Origin of the sequence: Desulfobacter sp., from assembly GCA_028768525.1 — a bacterium.
Lineage (GTDB): Bacteria > Desulfobacterota > Desulfobacteria > Desulfobacterales > Desulfobacteraceae > Desulfobacter.
Map to the genome: position 1 here is coordinate 516,721 of CP054837.1, position 18,953 is coordinate 535,673.

Genomic DNA, 18,953 nt, shown 5'->3' on the forward strand with positions numbered 1-18,953 from the left:
TCTACCGGCCATGGGTATCCAGCGCAAAACCATATACAAAACAGGGGTATATTCGGCGGTGGCCTGCCTTATTTTCGCCCTGGCCGCCCCTTTCCTGCTCCAGTTTCTCATTAATCTAAAGCCTGTCAAATCCCGAATTTCCCTTGAAATTCAAAAATACGCCGGCATGGAACTGCGCCAGGATAAAATTGAATTTATCCTCTTCCCCCTGCCCGGCATCCGCTTCAACGAGATCGAACTGGATATCAGCCCACGGTTCACCCTGGCCGTCGATCGTGCAGAAGTCTACCTTGATTCTGCCGAACTGCTGGACCGGAAGATCATCCCAAGACAGATCGATATCCAGGGCCCGACCCTTCAAATTACCTCCGGAAAAAACATTCCAGCAGTAAACGGCAAAGCGGCACCGGAATCCCAAACAGATCGCACCGCACAGTCTTCCTTTGAAGCGTTTTTCCCCGCCGATATGGCCGACCGGATATATGCACTGGTTCCCCACAGCCGGGAGAATATTAAAATAAATATCACCCGGGGCGGTTCGGATTATTTTTCCGGCCTGGACGCCCGGCTCAGGATTTCGCCGGACAAAAAGGGAATCGGGCTGACAGCCGGGATTGAAGACATAGATATCCGGAAGGGGCAGATGCCCGAACTGGACAAGGCCACGACCGGTATACTCAAGCGGTTTTCCGCAGGCAGCCTCCACTTAAATCTGAATCTTTCTTCCTCCGGGACCCTGTCCGGTGAAATCAACCTTCACCGGACTGAAACATCCCTTTCCGGGCTGAAAGAATCCATCCTCGTGCCCGGAGAAATCCCATTGAAATTTTTCCTCTCCCCGGAGTCGGTGACAGCCGCCATGGGCCCCTGGCAGTTTGAATCCCCCGGCGGAGAAATCAATGTCGAATTCAATTACCGTCCCCCATCCGGGGAAACGCGGCTGATGTTCAATGGAAGGGATGTGGATATTGCCCAGGCCCGCGCCCTCTGCCTACCCCTGCTGGGGGGTAACGAAGTAGTGGATATCCTTTTTGATATCCTCAGGGGCGGAAAGACCCGGGATGTCATGGTGGGATTTGAAGCCCGGCGCCCGGCAGAATTGTTTGACGGGAAAAACCTTATCATTGAAGGCAGTGCCGCCTCTGCCCGGGTTAAAATACCCGGGGTGCCCCTGATCGTTAACCAGGTGGCCGGCCGTGCCACCATGAAAGACGGGGTCCTCCACATTGATGCCCAAAAGGGGAAGATCCAGGGCGCAAACATCAGGGGCGGCACCCTGGATATTGACCTCGTGAACCATGTTGACGAGCCCTTTTCCGGAAAATTCGACATTGATGCGGACATGGCCTTCCTGCCCCAAACCCTGATCGCCCTGCTGCCCGGAACAGTCCTGGCCCGGGAACTGGCACTGGTATCCGAGATTCAGGGCAGCGCCCGGGGGGTACTGGAACTCAATATGCCCACTGGCAGCGACACCGTTGAAATTCGTGTCACTGCAGACAATTTTCACGCAGCGGGCAGATACGCCCCTGTGCCCCTTCCCCTGTCAGTTACCGGAGGTAAGTTTTCCTTTACCCCGGAAAAAATCACCCTGAATGAGGTGACCGGCAGCATCGGCCGCACCCCCGTTCAGATAAAACAAAGTGAATTTTCCCTCTCTTCCCCTTTTCCATTTAAAATCGAACAGGGGCAAGCAGATCTGGCCGCCGGGCCCCTTATGTCCTGGGCCAGACAATATCCCCGGGTAATGGAAATATTTGCCCCTGCCGTTAACTTTGCCGGCCAGATAAAGGCTGAAAAAGTGTCAATACAAGGCCCCATGTTTATTCCCGCAAAATGGGAGTACAACGTAAAGGCAGATGCCAGTAATCTGAGCATAGGTTTTAGGGAAAATGATTTTTCAATCCAAAATTTTTCCGGCGCCTTTAATATCTCCAACACTTTTTTTTCGGCATCCCGCATGAATGGATTGATCCAAGACCTGACATGGCTTGATACCGGCAGAGACGCCGACCTTCTTTCCGGCATAAAATTGCCGATTCAGATGAGCCGGGGCAGCTACAATGCCCAAAAAAGCGGCTGCAAATTCGGGAGCCTCATGAAGATGCCGGCTACAGGCCCCCAAGTTTCTTTGACGCTTTCAGGACACACCCCCAAATCCCTTAGACCGGCCAAAATCATAATAGAGGACGGTACACGTTCCAATGCACAGCTTCTATCCCAAGCCTCCCGGAATAAGCCCGTCATAAATTTCAAAGGAAAGCTGGATACACGGACCCTGGAAAAAATGCTGGTTCAGGGCTCAACGCTTCACAAGGCACTGCACGCGGTTACAGACGGCAGGCCCCTGGTTCTGTTCACAGACGACAGCCGTCAAATGCATATCACCGCAGAATACATGAACCTGGATGCACTTTTGTCAGAAATTAAAAAATTAAAACCGGCCGCCGGCCGCCAGGGCTCCGGATCCCAGGTTTCGGGCAGGCAGACCGACCGGTCCCTGACCCTGCAACAAAATTTGGCTTTAAACTCAGAGGCCCTGATTTTCCACGATAAAACCTTCAATGATGTCCATGCTCTCATCCGTCTGGATTCAGGCAGTAAAAACATCCAAATCCACGAGGCCGGGCTCTGCGGCCTGACGGCCTCAGGCAGGGTGGATTTAACTCCCGGTAAAAAAAATACCATGGCAGCCAGTCAACTGGTTATCCGGTCTTCTGAGGCAGCAGATGCATCAAGGCTTTTCACTTGCCTGCTTGGGGGCAAAAGCATTATTGAAGGACGCTGCACCTTTAAGGGAGAATTGGCCGGCAGCGATACCGTGGAAGGCATTATCCGGCACCAAAACGGCGACCTCTCTTTTTCAGCGGAAGAGGGCCGGATTTACAAAGCCACCCTGCTCTCCCGGGTATTATCGGTCCTCAATATTCTCGGGGATACGGATATCCGCCAGCAGGGATTCGGGTACAAATCCATGACAGTGACGGCAGAGGTCAAAGAGAGCGTCATCCACATCAAAAAAGCCTATATTGATGCCGACGATATGGCCATTGTCGCCAGCGGCTGGGTGGATCCATTTAATGACCGGCTGAGCCTGACCTTTCTGGTGGCCCCCTTTAAAACCATTGATACCATTATTCAGCACATTCCACTGGTCAACACCATCCTCAGCGGGCGGCTGGTCTCTTTTCCGGCAAAGGCGTCGGGCAAACTATCCGATCCCACGGTCATCCCCCTTCATCCCTCTGCTGTGGGCAAGGGGCTGATCACCCTGTTCAGCGACCTGATCCAAGCGCCTGTCCGCCTGTTTAAAGGAGAAAAAAGCAATGAATAAAGCCTCTGTTTTTTCTGCTCCCCTCATCCTTCCCTACTCTGCAATCAATGCCAACGGCAGGGTCAAAGCGGATTGGCTGCTCAATGTGTTTCAGGATATCTCCTCCCAGCAGTGCAGCCATCTCGGCATTTCCGGCTTTGACATGGCCAAAAAACAGCTTAAATGGGTGGTTGCCCAGTACAGAATCCAAATCCATGACGCCTTTAAATGGCTGATGCCATTGACCCTTAATACCTGGAGGGCCCCCTGGAAAAACCTCTACGAAATCAGGCAGTTTACCCTGGTACCGGAAACGCCCCCCGGCGAGGAGCCGCTTCCCCCCCTGGTAACGGCAACCGGAATCTGGATATTGATACGGGCAGAATCTGGGAAACCCGTCAGGCTGGCGCCCCATATGCCGGCCGGGCTCCTGGACACTCCTGCCGACCGGGCACCGCGCATCGAAAAACCCGCCCGGTTCGATGAATACCACCATGAAACAACTTTTCCGGTCCGTTTTCTGGACCTGGACCTGAACCAGCATGTCAATAACCGGGTCTACCTGAGGTGGGCCGTTGAAACCCTGCCCGAGCCCTATTGTTTTGAATATGCCCCCGCCCGCTGCACGGTGGTGTATAAAAAAGAAGGGCTATTCGGTGACCGGATTTTATCCAGGATACACATGGACCTTTCAGGCCCGGGTCTTCGTACAGAACACGCCATCATCAGGCAGGAAACCGGAGAAGAGCTGGCCAGGCTGATGCTTGAATGGACAAAGATCAGCCCCATGGATATATTCAACAATGAAAACGGATAAAGCATACCATCTCGCCCTCCGCTACCTGGGCAGACGGCCCAGGTCCGTTAAAGAAATGAAAGATTACCTGGCCAAAAAACAAGTGCCCTCCGGAGAGATAACAGATATTATCCGGCGCCTTATGGATTTGAACTACCTGGATGACCGGGAGTTCGCACGGCAGTTCATTGACAACCGGATCAGATTCAAACCCAAATCCACATATGCTTTAAAATGGGAGATGCGGCAAAAGGGCATCAGCCCGGAAGTGGCAGACGATTTGCTCGCCTCCCTGGATAATATGGAACTGGCCTGGTCCGCGGCCCGCCAAAAGGCTGAACACTGGGGTCACATGGCGCCGGAAACCCGGAAGAAAAAACTGATGAATCACCTGCGATACCGGGGATTCGACCATGGTGTCTGTCTGGCTGTCTGGGAACGATTCCAGTCGCTTATCTAAGAAAAAAATATCCCGGAGGTAGGCAAATTTATTCATAATTTATCACCTTAATTTCCAGGATTTCCCTCTTATGACAATACCCTAATATTTTTAGCATTTGCACAAAACATGAAAATATATTATATGAGCCGTATTACGGGACCCCCTGGTATGCTACTGGATTCAATCAAAAATGGCATGATTACTGCATGATTTTTGACAATAGATTATCGAACTGAAACCTCCTTAACGCCAAAGAGGAAGCCCTATGGTTGGCAGAAAGCGAACAATAGAAAGAAGAAGAAACAAGCGGTATAAAGCAGTGGAAGGCGCATATGCAGCCATCAGCCCCAATTCCCACAAACTCGGCCAGATCATTGATATCAGTATGGGTGGCCTCTGCTTTAAATATATCGACACTTCTTCTGAAACAGATAAGAATGACCTATCGATTGAAGACGCTATATTCTTAAGCAGCATGGGCTATTATGTGGGAGATCTGCCGTTTAAAACCGTTGCCGATTACGAGGTCACCAATGCCCCGTCCTTCAGTTCCATGAAAGTCAGAAAACGCCATGTGCAATTTACGGATCTGACTTTCAAGCAGCTTTTTGACCTGGATTACTATCTTAGAAATAACGTATCTGAGCAGGTTGAACGCCTTCCGGACCAATACAGGTCCTGATTGACCGCTCAGGGCTCCGCGCCACTGAACGCGGCCTCTTCCCCCAAATAAAAAACCGGCCCTGGACTCGCGTCCTGGGCCGGTATTCTATATTTATTCTGCCGATTATTTTTCGATTAGTCTTTTTTGGGCACCACCTTTAGAAGCGCCCCGGTATCCGGAACGAGGTAGCGCTTTGCCAGACGGTTTAGATCTTCCGCCGTAATTCCGCCGTAGCCCGCCACCAGACTGACGGCCCAGTCCAGCCGCTCAGGATAACGGTAGGAATCTGCCATGACCGAATTCAGCCAATAGGAGTTGGTCTGCCGGAGAACCTTAAGATGGTTCATCAGCGGCCCCTTGGCAAGCTCAAGCTCTTCTCCGGTTACCCCTTTACTTACAAGGTCGGCAATCAATTCCATCATCTGCTCACCCACAAGATCAATCTGATCCGGGGAAAGGTTGACAACGGCATTCATTACCCCGTAATTCTCGAAAATAAGAGAAGGGTTATTATAGACATAGGGGGAATAAGAGGCACCCAGTTTTTCCCTTATCGTATTTCTCAGCCGCTCGGAGAGCACCCTGGACAATAGGGATAGCCGGCGGGTCTGCATGATATCCCAAAAATCATCGGTGAGAAAGGAGGCTCGGATCACAGCCTTGGAAAGCCGGCTGTCCACGAAAATGGTTTTGGATTTCCCCCTTGGGAAGATAATCCTATCCTGGCCAGTTGCATACCGCTCGCCCTTCAAAGGCATTTGACGGGAGCCGAGGGCCCCAAGATAATCAGCCGCCAGCCGCTTCAGTTTTCCTGGATTGAAATCTCCGACAAAAGAGACTTCCAGGGGGGCGGATTCAAAGGCCGGCCGGATCCAGGATTCAATCCGGGCCATCGGGATATTCAGCCCCTTTGCCGGGTCAGCCAGCCCGAATCTGGGATCGCCGCCGGCCAGAAACCGGTTGCCCTGGATCTGCATCATCCCCTCGGTTGTCCGGGACAAGGCCTCGAACTGCTGACGGTAATGGACTTTGGCCAGATCCAGGCTTTTAGGCCTGAATCCCGGATCTTTAAAATAGGTATACAGCAGCTGCAATACCAATTCGGCCTCGCCCGGAGCGGCGCGGCCCTCTATGGAAAAAGAGGATTCATTGATTTTGAATCCAATGCTGACGTCTCTGCCGGCCAGGGCCGTATCCAGTTCATCCAGGTCCATGCGACCGAAACCGCTCTGCTCCACGGCCGCCTCTGCAAGGGTGGACAGGCCGTACATTCCGGAGGGCAGATCCGCCCTGCCCCGTCCGAATACCGCTTTAAAGGCAAAGTCACCTTTTTTAAAATCCGTAGGTTTCAGGTTGATGCGGATATTATTTCCAAGATCAGCCTGCCAGATCCCAAGCCCCTTCACGTCCTCCTGCACGCGTACAACCCCGGCTTTTTCATCGGGCAGGGACAAATAGGGGAAGGTCTTAATACCGGCCTGGATATAAGGTTGAGGGGCAATATTCCGGCTGGTGTCAAACACCGCCTTGATTTTCTTTTCAGGGTCCTTTCCGGCATCCAGGTTGCCGGTCACCAGAACCAGCCGCTGGTCCTCCTGCCACAGATCTCGAAAGGCCGTGTTCACATCGGCCACCGACAGCGCCTTGATATAGGGAACAAGCAGATCCCGTTCCTGTTCCGGCGACAAAAACAGGCCCCGCCGGTTAAGATTGGAGATGAGTCCACGGGCAATATCCGGACTTTTCCGGGTGCCGGCTTTGGCAGCCTGGGCATTAAGTGCGGTCACGGCATCGGCCTTTGCCCTGTCCAGTTCCTGCTGGGAAAACCCGAACACCAGTGCCTGGCGAAGGGCAAGATCCAGCTGTGCCAATACGGATTCCCAGTTCCCGGCGTCGCAGGAGGCCTGAACCGCCGCGACATCCAGGTATCTCAGATAGGCCCCTGAATATACCGAAGCGGAGGTAAAATCAGCCGTCTGCTCCCGGACCATCCGGGACAGCCGATTCTGAAAGACCTGATCTCCCAGGTATCCAACGGTGTTCTCCTTCAGGTCGGCAATGGTTTCGGGGGTAAAAGCCCTGGGGACAAGTCGCTCAATGGTGACCCGGGTGGCACCGGCCTCCGGCTCCCTGTGGTAAAAGACCTTTGTCCCTTTGTGGGCGGTCCAGGCCACATCCGGCCGTCCGGTGGCGGCCTCGGGCGCAGCGGCCCGGGACGTCATTGAGGCAAACCGCTCGGTGATCAGGGATTGGGCCAATTTCACATCCATATCCCCCACAACCACAAGGGCCATGTTATCCGGCCGGTACCAGCGGTCGTAAAAGGCCTTCATTGCCTTACGGTCAACGGCCCGGATCACCTCTTCTGTACCGATGGGCATACGCCGGGCCAGAACAGCGCCCGGCAGTTCAAAGGCCAGTTCTTTTTTGAATGTCCTGTAGGACACCGAATCCCGCTCCCGCTTTTCCGCCAGTATCACCCCCCGCTCCCGGTCGATCTCACTCTCCAGCAGCAGGGCGCCTCCGGCATAGTCCCGGAGCACCAGAAAGGCGTTTTCCAGGTATTCCCGATCGCCCTTGGGCAGGCTCAAATCATAGATGGTGGTAAAAAAAGAGGTTCTGGCATTGGCATCTCCGCCGAAATCCATGCCAATGGACTGAAAATAGGTAATCAGTTCACCCGGCTTGAAATGCTCTGATCCGTTGAACACCATGTGCTCAAGGAAATGGGCTATACCACGTTCCTTTTCAGTTTCATCCAAAGAACCGGTAAACACGTTCAGATGAACGCTCACCCGGTCTTTGGGGGTGGCATTTTTCATGATCAGATACCTGAACCCGTTGTTCAAGGTCCCCTGAACCAGCTGTGGATCCACCGGGACCGCCGTCCCCCGGCAGTCTCCGGCGGCAGCCGGCTGTCTGGCGATACAGGAAGCGAACAGTCCGGTGCCCAGGATCAGAAGGGCAAGGATGCCAAAGGTTGCTTTTTTAAAAACAGACACCGTCTTTAGTTGATAACCTCTCTGTTGATTTTAATATCTGCTTTATCTTTCAAGGATTTCACCCAGGCAGTATAGTATTGTTGCTGTTTCCTGTACCCCATCTCTTTTTTGACGTTGTCCAGTTCGTTTTCAGCGGTGGCTGCATCGGGTGTCTGCTGCGCTTTGAATCCGATGACGTAAAAACTGCCGCCGGCTTCCATCACCTTATCGTAAACCTTTTTTGCGTCATCCAGAGTAAATGCAGCGGAAGCAATGGCAGTAGAGCCGGGAATACCGGGAATAGACTGGTTTCTGGTAAATAATTTGGATTCGGCCGGGGTAAAGCCCGCCGCCTTGGCGGCCTCTGCCAGCGTTGTTTTTTCAGCAACGGCCTTGAGCAGCTTGTCTGCGGATTCCTGTGCCGCCTGCTTTTGCATTTTTTCTTTCAGGGTCACCGTTATTCCGGCTTCCACCTCTTCCAATGGCAGCTGCCTTGGGGCGATTCTCTCCTTGACCTGAATCAGATAATACTTGTCTCCGATCTGCTTGACCTCACTGATGTCATCTCCGGACAGGGCAAACGCCTCGCGGGCGAATTCACCGGCATTGTCAAATGACAGCCCGTTGCCGTCGGAAGAAAAGGCAGGGGTCTCCATCACCTTTTTCTTGACAATCATGGCGACCTGCTGGAAATCATCCCCGTCCACAACCGCATCAAATGCTTCGCCGGCCTTATAATAAGCAAGATTCTGAAGTTCCTGGGAGGCCAGTTCTTTGACAATGGCAGGTTTGGCGTTCTCAAAGGATTCAACGGTCTCAGCCGTTCTGGAGATCACCTTGATGACATGGAAACCAAACTGTGTCCGGACCGGTTTTGAAATCTCACCGGCTGTCATGGCAAAGGCGGCATCGCCAAATGGTTTTACCATGCTCCTGCGGTCAAATTTCCCGAGGTATCCGCCCTTGGGGCCTGTGGGGCCCTGCGAATAGGTTTTGGCCAGTTCCGCAAAATCCCCACCCTTAGTGGCTTTTTCATAAATATCATCGGCCTCTTTGCGCGCCTTTGTTACGGCGGCCTCGTCCGCATCCTCAGCCACCCGGATCAGGATATGGCTGGCTTCAACCTGTTCAGGGGTGGTGAACCTGGACTTGTTCTGTTCATAATAGTCACGGGCCTGTTCACCGGGGACTTCAAAGCTGTCCCTGTGATCTTCAGGGGAAAAGACAAGGTAGTTAACCTTAAGTTCCGGCTGGGACTTGTAGGCATCTAAATGATCCTGGTACTCCTTTTTCACCGCTTCCGGCGTGGGGGTAATATCTGTAAAGGTACCGGGATCGACCTTGATATACTCAATTGCGGTTTTGGTATTGTTGAACCGGTACCAGGCAAGGGCTTCCTCATCACTTACAGTCACGCCGCTGAGGACCATCTCACGAAGTTTCCTGTTTTTGATGGCCCGGCGCTGGAGCGCCTCAAAGGACTCAGGGGTCATCCTGTTTCTGGCAAGCACCCCTTTGTACAGTTCCATATCAAAGTCGCCGTTCTTCTGAAAGGCCTTGATGCCCACCAGGGTATCCTTAAGTTCGCCGTCGGTCACCATAATCTTCAGCTTATCCGCTTCCATATCCAGAATTTTCTGGTCGATAAGACTGTTGACCGCCTGTTCCTTTACATTCAATGCCTTGATCAGATCCTCGTTCAGGGCGTTGCCGAACTGCTGGCGCATCTGCTCTATCATATTTCTGTAGGCATCCTGGAACTCGTTGAATGTAATGACCTCATCATTGACCAGGGCCACTTCATTCCGTTTGTTGGCGTTCATACTCCCAACCCCCAGGAAAACAAAAACAATTACAATAATGCCCAGAAAAATCTTTATGATCCAGTTTCCGGTATTTTCACGCAGGTAACGCAGCATTCCTTTCTCCTTAAATCTGTAGAATAAATGTAATATTCAAAAAAAACGTTCCATACTATCGTTTCATAACTTATTGTGTCAATATATTATATCCTGCCGCCGATTCTTTTTTATCCAAAAAAAATATTTTTTTGTTGACACACCCCCATTATTTCGTTTATACATCTATCCACTCTTGCTTGTGGGGCTGTAGCTCAGCTGGGAGAGCGTACGGCTGGCAGCCGTAAGGTCAGGGGTTCGATCCCCCTCAGCTCCACCACTCAAAATTGAAGCCGTTGCCAACGCAACGGCTTTTTTAGTTGTGGCAAATCCACAGAAGACACAAATCCGATGACCATAAAAATTTTTGCCAATGCCGAAGGGATAACCACCATATCCTGCCCGGAATGCGGAAAATCGTACCAGAAAAATGTCTCCAGGTTTTTAGGGCACAAAAGCGAAGTGCGTCTGAAGTACACCTGTAAATGCCGGCACCAATTCTCCTTATTGCTTGAACGGCGCAGATCCATCAGAAAGCCCGTGCTTCTCAGGGGCAACCTGATAGACAAAAGCAATGAAAATGTCCCCATCACCATTACAGATATTTCAAAACACGGCCTGCGAATCAACTTCACCCGGAAGACACTTTACGAACTGGACAATATTGTTCATATCGAATTTATTCTGGACGATCCCAACCATTCATCCGTTACCACAAAAGTACGCATAAAACGCTTTTTGTCCCCCCTTTGTGCGGGATGTGAATTTCTGTCCAGTGAGCATTACGACAATCTGGGGAAATATTTTCTGTTTCACTTTTAATTCCAGTTCCCCTACTGCACCATAAAATTAACGGGCAAAACAAATAAGCAAAGCAGGCATCCGGCACAAAAAACCGGATACCCGCTTTGCCTTATATTCAAACGTTTTACGTGTTATTCTTTGACAAACCGAACCACAAACACCTGGGAATTTCCCCGCCGGAAGAGCATGTGGGCGGTTTCTCCCTTATTTATCTTTTTGATGGCCTTGGCATAGTCTTTACCGGTTTTGGTTTTAGCATGGTTCACTTCAACCAGAAGATCCCCCACCCGCACACCGGACTGAGCCGCCAGGGTGCCGGGCTTGATCCGGGTGACCACCAGCCCCTTAAGCCCCGGGGGATACCCCATCTGGCTGCCGATTTCGTCATCCAGCGCCTTAAACATGAATCCGAAACTGTCGTAGTCACTTATGCCCTGGGCACCGTCATCCGTCACCTTATCCGGCCGTTCGCCCAGCTTTACTGAAAGGGTTTTCTCCCGTCCGTCACGGATCAATGCCACCTTGATCTTCTGCCCCACCTTGAGATTGGCAATGGTCAGGGTCAAATCCCGGGAGGACTCGATCTTCTTCCCGTCAATACCAGTGATGACGTCTCCCTGGCGGATGCCGGCCTTGTAGGCGGGGTTATCTTCGTAGGCTTTGGCCACATATACCCCCTGTCCCTCCTCCAGTCCATAGTATTCGGCCATTTCCTTGCTCACACTCTGGATGGCCACACCGAGCCACCCCCGGGAAACACTGCTGGATTCCGTGAGCTGACCAATAATCCCGGTGGCCATGTCCGATGGGATGGCAAACCCGATCCCCTGTCCGGACTTAATGATGGCGGTATTGATGCCGATCACCTCGCCGTCCAGGTTGAGCAGGGGGCCGCCGGAGTTGCCCGGGTTAATGGAGGCATCGGTCTGGATGAAGTCATCATAGGGGCCTGAACCGATGATCCGGCCCTTGGCGGAAATAATACCTGCGGTGACGGTCTGTTCAAGGCCGAAAGGCGAACCGATGGCCACCACCCAGGACCCCACAGCCGCATCGCTGGAGGATCCGAACTTCAATGGGGTGAGGCCCTTGGCCTCGATTTTAATCAAGGCCAGGTCCGTCATCGGATCCGTACCGATGATTTTGGCATCATACTCTTTATTATCATGGAGGATAACCTTGATTTCGTCCGCATCCTTGATCACATGATTGTTGGTGACAATATACCCCTTTTTATCAATGATGAACCCGGACCCCAGAGAACGTTCTGTACGATTTTTGGGCTGCTGCCGGAGATAGGGTCCGAAAAAATCCTCCAGGCCCCGCTGGTTCCCGCCGAAGGGTGAACCGAAGAAATGCTGGAATACGCGGCCGCCCCCCTGGATGGTTTTTACGGTCTGAATATTGACGACCCCTGTTTTGGCCTGCTCGGCGAGTTTGGAAAAACTGGCAGGTACCATGGGCACCGCAGCAGAGGCAATGAGCGGAATCAGCGCTACGCATACAGCGATGACTGCCGGTATCGTAATTCTTTTTATTCGTTTCATTGGCTTATCTCCTTCTTGGTTTAAATTTAAGGTTATTGTGTTAACGCTTAATCCAAGAGTAATACAGAAAGATAATTTTTAAATGATCGGAAAATTACGATATGGTAATCTCATGGTAAATATGGCGCCGGCCGGGGTTCGGTTTTCCACACAAAGCATCCCCCCATGCTGCTCCACAATGGTTTTGGCAAGGCTCAACCCCAGGCCGGTGCCCGGTGTTGTCCTGGATGACTCCGCCCTGAAAAAACGCTCGAAAATCTGGTCCAGGCAATCCGGATCAATGCCGGGCCCGGTGTCCGCCACCCGGATGATCACCGCCTCCGCCCCTTCCTCCAGGCTCACGTGGACGGCGCCCTTTTCCGGCGTGTATTTCAACGCATTGTCCAGCAAATTGGCAAAGGCGCGCTGGAGCATGGGGGCATCTGCCTTGATTTGAATTTCCGGGGCCACCGCATAGGTAAAATCAATGGTTTTGTCTTCGGCCACAGGCACGAAAAGGTCGCATGCCTCTTCTATCATCCGGCTCAGTTCAACTGGTACCAGGGAAAACTGCTCTTCGCCGGCCTCGGCCCTGGATATCACCAGCATGGTGTTGATCATATCCAGCAGGCGGTCGGATTCTTCGATGGTGTTGGCCGCCATGGACTTATAAGTATCCAGGTCGCCGCCCCCCTCCTGCACCAGTGCCAGTTCGGCAAACCCACGGATCCGGGTAAGGGGGCTTTTCAGATCATGGGCGATATTATCGCTCATCTCCCGGATGCTTTTGACCAGGGCCGAAATCCGGTCCAGCATCCGGTTAAACGTATGGGCCAGCAAATCCAACTCGTCTCCGTGACCGGTTTCCGGCACCCGTTGATCCAGGCTGGAACCGGTAATGGTATGGGCCGTCAGGGTGATGGCCGACACCCCGGACAGGGCCTGCCGGGCCAGAAACATCCCGGACGCCCCGGAAAAAAGGATAACGAATCCCAGGGAAATTGAAAAAATTTTCTTGAATCCGGACAAAAACCGGGAATGGGAATCCATGGCCAGGCCGGTGTGGAGAATGACGTTATGGGCCACAAAGGTATACATCATCCTGGCCTTCTGGTCCTGTCCCTTTATCTGGACCGTCCTGAACACCGGCACCCTTTTTTTCATCAGGCGGTCAATGGCCTGGTCGTCAAGGGCAACATCCTTCCAATAGGACATGTGGGAGGAGGCAAAAACCTCCCCTGTGGGGTAAAGAAGCCTGAAAAAAATCTGTTTTTCACCGGCGGCCTGGGCTTCTATGACAGCCAGGTTCTGTGCGCCCACAATCCCGTTGCGCCGGATGACGGTCCTGAAATACCCCGCCTTATCCATCAGCTCCTGGTCCATCTGGTCAAGGATGGTCTGGGTGGCCAGAAAATAGAAAAGGCCGAAAACCACACAGGAGGATATTGAAAAAATACCTGCATACCAGACGGTCAGGCGGAATGCAATGGTTCTGAAAAAATCAGGCATCCTCGGTTTTAAGGACATACCCGGCCCCCCGCACCGTATGGATGAGCTTGTCGGGGTACCCTTTATCGATCTTATCCCTGAGGCGGCAAATCCGGGCTTCCACCACATTGGTCATGGGGTCAAAATTATAATTCCACACATGCTCCATGATCATGGTCTTGGAGACCACCCGCTCCCGGTTCCGGATCAGGTATTCAAGCAGTGAAAATTCCAGGGGCTGCAGTTCAATGAAATCATCCCCCCGGCGCACCTGTCGCTTGACAATATCCACACTGAGGTCCCCGTAGGTCAGGGCAACCGGTTCGGTCACATTTCCGGCCCGCCGGATCAGCGCCTGCACCCGTGCGAGAAGTTCCGTAAAAGAAAAGGGCTTGGTCAAATAATCGTCCGCCCCGGCTTCCAGTCCCTTGACCCGGTCTCCCACCCGGTCCCTGGCACTGAGTACAATGATGGGGGTATTCTTCCCCTGTGCCCTCAGCCGTTCGATCAGGGTCAATCCGTCCATTTCAGGGAGCATGATGTCGATAATCAGGGTATCGAAATCCGCCCCCATGGCCAGATCCAGCCCCTCGATGCCGGTCCTGGCAATATCCACGGCAAATCCTGAGGATTTCAGCCCCTTTTCCACAAAGGAGGCGATCTTCCCATCGTCTTCAACCAGAAGCAGTCTCATCGTTTTTTTCCTACTCCCCGATGATTTTAACCAGCACCCGTTTCCTGCGGCGGCCGTCAAACTCACCGTAAAAAATCTGTTCCCAGGTGCCGAAATCCAGGCACCCGTCGGTAACGGCCACCACCACTTCCCGCCCCATGATCTGCCGTTTCATATGGGCGTCGGCATTATCCTCTCCCACATTGTGACGGTACTGGGCCACGGGTTCGTGGGGGGCCAGTTTCTCCAACCAGAGATCATAGTCATGGTGGAGGCCCGCCTCGTCATCATTTATAAATACAGAGGCCGTGATATGCATGGCATTGCACAGCAGAAGTCCGTTCTGGATACCGCTTTCCCGGATGCAATCTTCAATTTCAGGGGTGATATTAATAAACGCCCGCCGCGTGGGGACGTCAAACCAGAGTTCTTTCCGAAAATGTTTCATGAAATGTCCTTAGAATATATCTTAAAACGCGCTTTTATATTTGTCCGTATGGGTTTCATTTTGTCCAGATATTAGTATATCACCAATGGTTTAATCAACCCAAATCGGCAATGCAAATAATAAAAACTGGACTCATTCGACCGGAATATAGCGGATCACACAAGTTGAGGCAATAGGCAAGCACACCGTTAGGCCCCCCATCCTCCAAATTAGTTATTTAAGGCGGCCAAGTGATGTCCGGATTAAAATTTAACACTGAATTCTGCCGCATAAATGAACGAGCCTGATTATTTCCTATTGCCAGTCACAAATTATAAAATTTAATGTAAATTTGTACAAACTTATGGTGATTCAGCTGACACATGCGGATAAGATGGCTTCTGTCGGGCAGTTGGCGGCGGGGGTCGCCCACGAGATAAACAATCCGGTGGGATATGTAACAAGCAATTTAAATTCCCTTGAGGGGTATCTGTCCGACCTAAAAGGTCTGATTGCTCTGGAACAAAAGCTGACAGATGCTATTGACAGCGGAACTCTTTCCAAGAAAGCGCTTCACCTGAAAAACGAAATATTGAGCCTGGTCAAATCCATTGACCTGGATTTTCTCATGGAGGATATTGATGGACTGCTAAAAGATTGTAAGGAGGGACTGGAGAGGGTAAAAAGAATCGTTATTGATTTACGAGATTTTGCCCACCCTGGGAAAAAAGATGCAGAACTCTTAGATATCAACCATGCCATTAAAACCACGCTCAGTGTGGTGAAAAACGAGGTGAAGCGCAAAGCCGTGGTTCATACACACCTGGAGGACATCCCCTTGATCAAGGCGATCCCACAGCAAATCAGCCAGGTCCTTTTAAACATTATTATTAATGCATCCCAGGCCATAGAAAGAACTGGGGAGATCCGGGTAAAAACCTCCCTGGAGGATCAGAATGTGCTCATCGAAATTTCAGACACGGGCTGTGGCATCCCCAAGGAAAATCAGAATAAAATTTTTGATCCCTTTTTCACCACCAAAGAGGTGGGAGAAGGCACCGGGCTGGGAATGAATATCGCTTACAATATCATAAAAGGACATGGGGGCAGCATAACGGTGGAAAGCGAATTGAGGCGCGGGACGACAATTTTTATCAGGCTACCTGCTGCCGGAGAAATAGAATAAGTCCATGGCCTGCAAAGCGGGCTGAAAGCGAGCGGCAAACCCCTTTTCAGGATACGTCAGGGTACGGTTGGTTTCCAGCCGCCAACCCTTTTTCAGGCAGAATAGTCGGTTTTGAGGGGGATGCTCGGGGGAAAAGAGTTTTGGGACATTAAAAAAGGGGTTCCGGGCCACAGAAACAGCAGAAAGGACTATTCATAGATGAGGTAACGAGGGTTCAAGACACCTGGCGAACCTGACTGCCTACCACGATAGGTTAATTCAGCCCCCAGGCAGTAGGCTTTGTCGCTGCGCACATGAATGTAGGAATTTGACACATTATACTCTTTCCTTTTGACCTAATAGGTTGGTATTATAAGAATCAGAAACCAAGGAGGTTCCTATGAGAAAAGCAATGGACAGAAGAAAGGGTATCGACAGGCGTAACGGGTATAATCCAGCGGTGATGAATGAAATTGGATATGAGCGCCGATCAGGCGAAAGAAGGTCGCTTAAAGAGCGCCGAGTAGACTGGGTGGCTGTAGGCGGCGGTGTCAGTGTTTGGGCTGGGCCCAAGCATAAAACTGTGGTTGAATTGTAGATCATGGAGTCGGGCGACCGTATATGCGTCGCGACACGACCTGAACACCTCCAATTGTGGGAACCAAATTTATTGAACGTGCATTTCAATTCGATAAACCCTTACCGTACCCCAAATAAACGCTTCAAAAAAAACGATTAATTTTGTGGGAGATAGTGTGGGGGATAGATTTTACACCAAATAAAAAAGGGTCTCAGAAAAACTTCTGAAACCCTTTAGTATCAAGTGGAGGCGGCTTCCGGATTTGAACCGGAGAATAACGGCTTTGCAGGCCGTTGCCTTACCCCTTGGCCAAGCCGCCTTGTGTGGAGCGGGAAACGGGATTTGAACCCGCGACTTCGACCTTGGCAAGGTCGCACTCTACCACTGAGTTATTCCCGCTCAGCAACGAGAAGTGTTTATATAAGAATCGGCCTATCTTGTCAATGAATAAATTATGAAACCAGGAATTTTTTGGCTTTCATAAAGTAATCAATCCCGGACCAGAGGGTGAACACAAGGGCTCCGTAAAGAAAAACCTCTCCTATGGCGTTGAAATTAACCCCCCAATAGCTGTAATGGAGGGTCAGGGGAATGATGGCGGCAATCTGGAAACCGGTTTTATATTTTCCCAGCCAGGAGGCAGCCACATCCTGATGATGTTCAACAAGCACACAGCGAAGCCCCGTTACAGCCAGTTCCCGGCCCACAATAGTGCAGGTGATCCATCCCGGAACAAATCCAAGTTCGCTGAGCATGATCAGACTGGAGGACACCAGGAGCTTATCGGCCAGGGGATCCAGAAGTTTTCCCAGATTGGAGACCAGCCCTTTTGTCCGCGCCAGGTATCCGTCCAGATAATCGGTAATGGATGCCAGGGAGAACAAAAGGGCGGCAATAAAGGTGGTCCACCGGCTCTCATACATAAGCAACCCGACAATGACGGGTACCGCAGCAATCCGGGAGACGGTCATGAAATTGGGCGTCATGACCGTGGATAATACTTTATCAAAACGGAACATCTTATCCGTTTTTCTTTTTCCAGTCGGCCATGAACGCATCAATGCCCTTGTCGGTCATGTGGTGACCGGCCAGTTTATTGAGTACGCCGTAGGGAATGGTGGCAATATCCGCGCCAAGCATGGCGGAATCCAGAACATGCAGCGGGCTTCTGACAGACGCCACAATGATTTCGGTATTAAAATCATAGTTGGCAAAAATCTGGACGATCTCTTCTATAAGCCCCATACCTTCCTGGGCCAGGTCATCGAGACGGCCCACAAAGGGAGATACGTAGGTGGCGCCGGCTTTGGCTGCCATGAGTGCCTGGAGGGCGGAAAACACAAGAGTAACGTTGGTTTTGATGCCTTCGGCAGTCAGGGTCTTAACGGCTTTCAGCCCTTCTACGGTCATGGGGATTTTTACGCAGATGTTGTCGGCAATCTGTGCCAGTTCCCGCGCTTCCTTAACCATGCCTTCATATTCAAGGCTGATAACCTCGGCGGATACCGGGCCGTCCACAATGCCGCAGATCTGGGCAATAATATCTTTAAATTCGCCCTCTTCCCTGGCAATGAGGGAGGGGTTGGTGGTGACGCCGTCAACCATGCCCATGTTGTTGGCATCTTTAATCTGTTCGATATTGGCTGTATCAATAAAAAATTTCACGAAAATTCCTCCTGGGCCAGGGCAATGACCGCCTGGCTTTCATCTGTTTCTATTTGTTTTAACAGTTCATCCGTGGTCTGGTTTAATACGGGATGAACCAGATTTGCACCGATGTCGCACAAGGGTTTCAGCACGAAACACCGTTCGTGCATTCTGGGATGGGGAAGTTCAAGGCGCTCTGTCCTTATAATCTGGCCGTCATAATCAATGATGTCCAAGTCAATTATTCTTGGCCCGAATCTGAAGGGCTTTCCCTCCCTATCCATTTCCCTTTCAAACATCTTCAGCCGGTCCAAAAGCTGAACCGGGGTATACTGGGTTTTTATTTTCAAAGCGGCGTTGACGAACCAGTCCTGGTCCGTATAGTTCTGGGGAGCGGTTTTGTAAAATTCCGACACCCTTTCGACCCTTATCCCTTCGTCCTTTGTCAATACGTCAACGGCCAGGACAAGGTTGCCGCGTTTATCACCTTTATTCGATCCGATGCTTAAAAAAGCTGTTTTCCAAGGCTCCATTGCAGATCCGATCAGG

At 51.5% G+C, this 18,953-nt stretch carries 16 protein-coding genes and 3 tRNA genes; 8 read left to right on the forward strand and 11 right to left on the reverse strand.

Annotated elements, in window-relative coordinates; translation table 11 throughout:
• Positions 1-10 precede the first annotated feature (10 nt).
• From HUN04_02175 to HUN04_02190, 4 genes are all read left to right on the forward strand, one after another.
• Positions 11-3,334 carry an AsmA-like C-terminal domain-containing protein gene (locus HUN04_02175; GenBank protein WDP88611.1) on the forward strand — a complete coding sequence of 1,108 codons (3,324 nt, stop codon included), beginning with the start codon at positions 11-13 and terminating at the stop codon, positions 3,332-3,334.
• Entirely contained in the window at positions 3,327-4,130 is an 804-nt protein-coding gene (locus HUN04_02180) for a hypothetical protein (GenBank protein ID WDP88612.1), read from the forward strand. The genes HUN04_02175 and HUN04_02180 overlap by 8 nt, the downstream gene beginning before the upstream one ends.
• Complete coding sequence (locus HUN04_02185; protein ID WDP88613.1) at positions 4,117-4,569, forward strand: regulatory protein RecX; 453 nt, start codon at positions 4,117-4,119, stop codon at positions 4,567-4,569. The genes HUN04_02180 and HUN04_02185 overlap by 14 nt, the downstream gene beginning before the upstream one ends.
• A 247-nt stretch (positions 4,570-4,816) precedes the next feature.
• Positions 4,817-5,233, forward strand: coding sequence for a PilZ domain-containing protein (locus HUN04_02190; GenBank protein WDP88614.1), 417 nt, complete (start codon positions 4,817-4,819; stop codon positions 5,231-5,233).
• 116 nt (positions 5,234-5,349) lie between these two features.
• On the opposite strand, the gene HUN04_02195 is transcribed toward HUN04_02190, so the two are convergent.
• Together HUN04_02195 and HUN04_02200 are read right to left on the reverse strand one after the other, a co-directional pair.
• A complete protein-coding gene (locus tag HUN04_02195) occupies positions 5,350-8,217 on the reverse strand; it encodes an insulinase family protein (protein WDP88615.1) in 2,868 nt (955 codons plus the stop codon).
• 5 nt (positions 8,218-8,222) lie between these two features.
• Positions 8,223-10,115 carry a SurA N-terminal domain-containing protein gene (locus tag HUN04_02200; GenBank protein ID WDP88616.1) on the reverse strand — a complete coding sequence of 631 codons (1,893 nt, stop codon included), beginning with the start codon at positions 10,113-10,115 and terminating at the stop codon, positions 8,223-8,225.
• 183 nt (positions 10,116-10,298) lie between these two features.
• On the opposite strand from HUN04_02200, the gene HUN04_02205 reads away from it, so the two are divergent.
• Both HUN04_02205 and HUN04_02210 read left to right on the forward strand, forming a co-directional pair.
• A tRNA-Ala gene (locus HUN04_02205) sits at positions 10,299-10,374 on the forward strand.
• Between the two features lie 71 nt (positions 10,375-10,445).
• On the forward strand, positions 10,446-10,916 hold the full coding sequence (locus HUN04_02210) for a PilZ domain-containing protein (GenBank protein WDP88617.1): 471 nt from the start codon (positions 10,446-10,448) through the stop codon (positions 10,914-10,916).
• A 113-nt stretch (positions 10,917-11,029) separates the two neighbouring features.
• On the opposite strand, the gene HUN04_02215 is transcribed toward HUN04_02210, so the two are convergent.
• From HUN04_02215 to HUN04_02230, 4 genes are all read right to left on the reverse strand, one after another.
• On the reverse strand, positions 11,030-12,445 hold the full coding sequence (locus HUN04_02215) for a Do family serine endopeptidase (protein ID WDP88618.1): 1,416 nt from the start codon (positions 12,443-12,445) through the stop codon (positions 11,030-11,032).
• A gap of 78 nt (positions 12,446-12,523) precedes the next feature.
• A complete protein-coding gene (locus tag HUN04_02220) occupies positions 12,524-13,933 on the reverse strand; it encodes a HAMP domain-containing protein (GenBank protein ID WDP93132.1) in 1,410 nt (469 codons plus the stop codon).
• Positions 13,926-14,606 (reverse strand): response regulator transcription factor, encoded by a 681-nt coding sequence (locus HUN04_02225; protein ID WDP88619.1) that lies wholly within the window; start codon positions 14,604-14,606, stop codon positions 13,926-13,928. Before HUN04_02225 ends, HUN04_02220 begins: the two co-directional genes overlap by 8 nt.
• Before the next feature lie 10 nt (positions 14,607-14,616).
• Positions 14,617-15,033, reverse strand: a complete 417-nt coding sequence (locus HUN04_02230; protein WDP88620.1) for a YjbQ family protein — start codon at positions 15,031-15,033, stop codon at positions 14,617-14,619.
• 373 nt (positions 15,034-15,406) lie between these two features.
• On the opposite strand from HUN04_02230, the gene HUN04_02235 reads away from it, so the two are divergent.
• Positions 15,407-16,198, forward strand: a complete 792-nt coding sequence (locus HUN04_02235; GenBank protein WDP88621.1) for a GHKL domain-containing protein — start codon at positions 15,407-15,409, stop codon at positions 16,196-16,198.
• 379 nt (positions 16,199-16,577) lie between these two features.
• Entirely contained in the window at positions 16,578-16,775 is a 198-nt protein-coding gene (locus HUN04_02240; GenBank protein ID WDP88622.1) for a hypothetical protein, read from the forward strand.
• Positions 16,776-17,001: 226 nt separating this feature from the next.
• Here the strand turns inward: HUN04_02240 and HUN04_02245 are convergent.
• From HUN04_02245 to folK, 5 genes are all read right to left on the reverse strand, one after another.
• A tRNA-Cys gene (locus HUN04_02245) sits at positions 17,002-17,076 on the reverse strand.
• A 5-nt stretch (positions 17,077-17,081) separates the two neighbouring features.
• Positions 17,082-17,156 (reverse strand) — tRNA-Gly (locus tag HUN04_02250).
• 53 nt (positions 17,157-17,209) lie between these two features.
• A complete protein-coding gene (gene pgsA / locus HUN04_02255; protein ID WDP88623.1) occupies positions 17,210-17,776 on the reverse strand; it encodes a CDP-diacylglycerol--glycerol-3-phosphate 3-phosphatidyltransferase in 567 nt (188 codons plus the stop codon).
• Between the two features lies 1 nt (position 17,777).
• Positions 17,778-18,422 carry a fructose-6-phosphate aldolase gene (gene fsa / locus HUN04_02260; GenBank protein WDP88624.1) on the reverse strand — a complete coding sequence of 215 codons (645 nt, stop codon included), beginning with the start codon at positions 18,420-18,422 and terminating at the stop codon, positions 17,778-17,780.
• Entirely contained in the window at positions 18,419-18,937 is a 519-nt protein-coding gene (gene folK, locus HUN04_02265; protein WDP88625.1) for a 2-amino-4-hydroxy-6-hydroxymethyldihydropteridine diphosphokinase, read from the reverse strand. Before folK ends, fsa begins: the two co-directional genes overlap by 4 nt.
• Positions 18,938-18,953: the final 16 nt, after the last annotated feature.